Genomic DNA, 2540 nt, shown 5'->3' with positions numbered 1-2540 from the left:
CGATACCTGGGGCGCTTCAAGGTCCCATCTGCTCGTCAGGCTCCATGTGCAGACTTTAGAGGATCTGCTCCGTCGACCTCGGCGGGATCGGCTCAGTGACGCTCGTTTTCGAGCAGCTCTGGGGACGGGTCGCGGGAGGCTCTGAGGGCGGTCGAAACCCCTGCTCACTGATAGCTTTGCTCGAAAGGTCAAAAACCGGCGACTTTCGAGCACGGGTTGGGGTCTTGATGATTGGCATTGAGACGGCAGCGGCCGTTGTTGACATCAGTGGGTACGTCACCGCGGCGGTGTTGGGTGCGGTTGTCGGCGGCGCTGTGCTGGTGGGCCGCGTGTTCGCCCGTCGCCGCGGGCAGGGTGACCGGCGGCCTTGACCACCTGGGGATACGCGCGGGTGAGCACCCTCGATCAGAACACGGCGCTGCAGTTCGACGCGCTGCGTCGGGCTGGCGTGGACGACGAGCACATCGTCACCGACCACGCGTCTGGCTCGCGCACGGACCGCCCGGGCCTGGCCCGGTTGCTCGAGCGGCTTGAGCAGGGGGACGTGCTGACGGTGTGGAAGCTCGACCGGCTGGGCCGGTCGCTCAAGCACCTCATCTCCGTCGTCGACGAGCTCGGCACCCGTGGGGTGGAGTTCCGCTCCCTGACGGAGTCGCTGGACACGACCACGCCGGGTGGTTGGCTCCTGTTCCACGTTATGGCGTCGGTGGCGCAGTTCGAGCGGGAGATGACCGCCGAGCGCACCCGCGCGGCGCTGGCTGCGGTCAGGGCGAAGGGGGCGCCGTTGGGCCGGCCCTCGCGGGTCACCGCCCACCAGTTCCGGCTCGTCCACGAGATGGCCGGGGCGGGCAAGACACAGAGCGTGATCGCGTCGACGACAGGGCTGTCCCGGGCAGTCGTCGGGCGGGTCCTGCGCGGGGAAATCGCCTCACTGGCGAGGTTCGACCCGGAGGTAGAAAGCGACCCAGTGTCGATCGTCTCTGCCGTCGTTCAGGACGTCCGCCTCGACGAGATGAAGTCCGATGGGTGACTGGGATCTGACGCAGGCGAAAGACCTGCTGTCGCTCGCAGCGGGGCTGCTGACCATCGTCAGTGTGGTGGTCGCTGCTGTCTCAGCCCGGGGCCGCCTGAACAAGAGGCAAGCCGCCCTGAGCGAGCTGCTCGATCGTCAGGACCTGTCGGACGCGGCTAGAGCCGCCATCACGGAGAGGCGAGACCGTGTTATCGCGAAGATCGTTGCGGCTGAGCACGTCTCGCCCGTCCATCTCCTGCTAGTGGGAACTGTCGTTGTCCTGATGTTGGCTGTCGTAGGCGGTACCGGGTACCACGCGGGGGGCACGACGGTTGCTTCAGATCTGTGGTCCGAGGTCGGCGGAAAGACGTGGATGAGCATGCCCTACGCAGCTCTCCATGTGACGGTCACGGGCGGCGTAGTAGGCACGTTCCTCCACCTCATTTTCGAGAGATACCGCGTTCAGGACGAGGTCTTGGAAGGTCTCGTTCCCGAGGCTCTCAAGCCGCGTCCGGTCCGTCCCGACGTGCGCACCTTCTTGGGGGCGCTGGGCCTGCCAGTGACCGTCCTTGGCGTGAGTGCGGCAGTGGCGTCAACCCCCGAGGCTGTGCTCCCGCAACCAGTGCCAATCCTCGTCATCCTCGCGGGCGCGATCGCGATGGTGGTCGGGTTGGTCGACCTGTTCCTTGACCGGGTCCCTGCCTATTTCCGGAGGGAGGGCCTCCTGGTCAGTGTTGAACCCAACGTCGAGGGTCTCACCGATGAAGGTGACGGCGACTCTATCGACGGAGACCCGTCATCAGATAAGACCTGAGGCAGTGGGGGAGGGCTCGACATTGGTGCTCTCAGACCCCATCGGTGCGCATGAAGGTGCAGGGGTGGTGACCGCTCTCGGCCCCTGCCCCCGCCGCCCTCTCCGGTGCCATCACCGAGTACCCGCACCGCCCGTAGAAGTCGGCAGCGGCGGCGTCGCACTTGCCGACGTAGATCGTCGGCAATGCGGCCGGCCCAAGCTGGCCGATGCACCCCTGCGCCAATCCGTCGACCATCCCAAGCGTGACGGTTCCTACTCCGCGGCGGCGCCATCTCGGCTCGACTACGAGTTGGTCGATACCCCCCGTCAAGGACGGCACCGTGGGCCACCTATCACCATCACCCTTGTCGATGGGGTCATCACTGCACCCATAGTTCCCTATAAAAAGGTCGCTTTATAGGAAACTATGGGTATGGACTACCTGCCGTGCCCCTACCAACCCGGTACCGGGGCGCAACCGCCGGTACTGGCTGGCCGTGCCGATCTGTTCTCCAAGGTCGGTACCCGGATGCTGTCGGTCGCTTCGTTCGGTCGTCCGGCGCCGAGTCCGATCGTGCTGACGGGGGTGCGGGGGATGGGTAAGACCGTTTCCTTGACGAGGATGAGGTCGATGGCACAGGACATGGGCTTAGGCGTGGCCAGCGCTCGGTTCGCTCGCTCTGGCGGGGACAACATGCAGGCACTGGTGGAGGCCTGAACCGCACTGGGTCTGAT

At 65.7% G+C, this 2540-nt stretch carries 4 protein-coding genes; 3 read left to right on the top strand and 1 reads right to left on the bottom strand.

Annotated elements, in window-relative coordinates; genetic code table 11:
- Nucleotides 1-391 precede the first annotated feature (391 nt).
- Nucleotides 392-1030, top strand: coding sequence for a recombinase family protein (locus CWN80_RS15215; protein ID WP_007929902.1), 639 nt, complete (start codon nucleotides 392-394; stop codon nucleotides 1028-1030).
- A complete protein-coding gene (locus CWN80_RS15210; RefSeq protein ID WP_128277514.1) occupies nucleotides 1023-1826 on the top strand; it encodes a hypothetical protein in 804 nt (267 codons plus the stop codon). Before CWN80_RS15215 ends, CWN80_RS15210 begins: the two co-directional genes overlap by 8 nt.
- A 31-nt stretch (nucleotides 1827-1857) precedes the next feature.
- Here the strand turns inward: CWN80_RS15210 and CWN80_RS16140 are convergent, their stop codons facing one another.
- Nucleotides 1858-2145 (bottom strand): GNAT family N-acetyltransferase, encoded by a 288-nt coding sequence (locus CWN80_RS16140; protein WP_338009775.1) that lies wholly within the window; start codon nucleotides 2143-2145, stop codon nucleotides 1858-1860.
- A 93-nt stretch (nucleotides 2146-2238) separates the two neighbouring features.
- On the opposite strand from CWN80_RS16140, the gene CWN80_RS15205 reads away from it, so the two are divergent.
- Nucleotides 2239-2523 carry a hypothetical protein gene (locus tag CWN80_RS15205; protein WP_128277513.1) on the top strand — a complete coding sequence of 95 codons (285 nt, stop codon included), beginning with the start codon at nucleotides 2239-2241 and terminating at the stop codon, nucleotides 2521-2523.
- Nucleotides 2524-2540 lie beyond the last annotated feature (17 nt).

The sequence above is a fragment of the Janibacter hoylei PVAS-1 genome (genome assembly GCF_004025845.1).
GTDB classification, from domain to species: domain Bacteria; phylum Actinomycetota; class Actinomycetes; order Actinomycetales; family Dermatophilaceae; genus Janibacter; species Janibacter hoylei.
The sequence above is the reverse complement of the archived record's forward strand: the minus strand, read 5'-3'. Positions and strand labels throughout refer to the sequence as shown.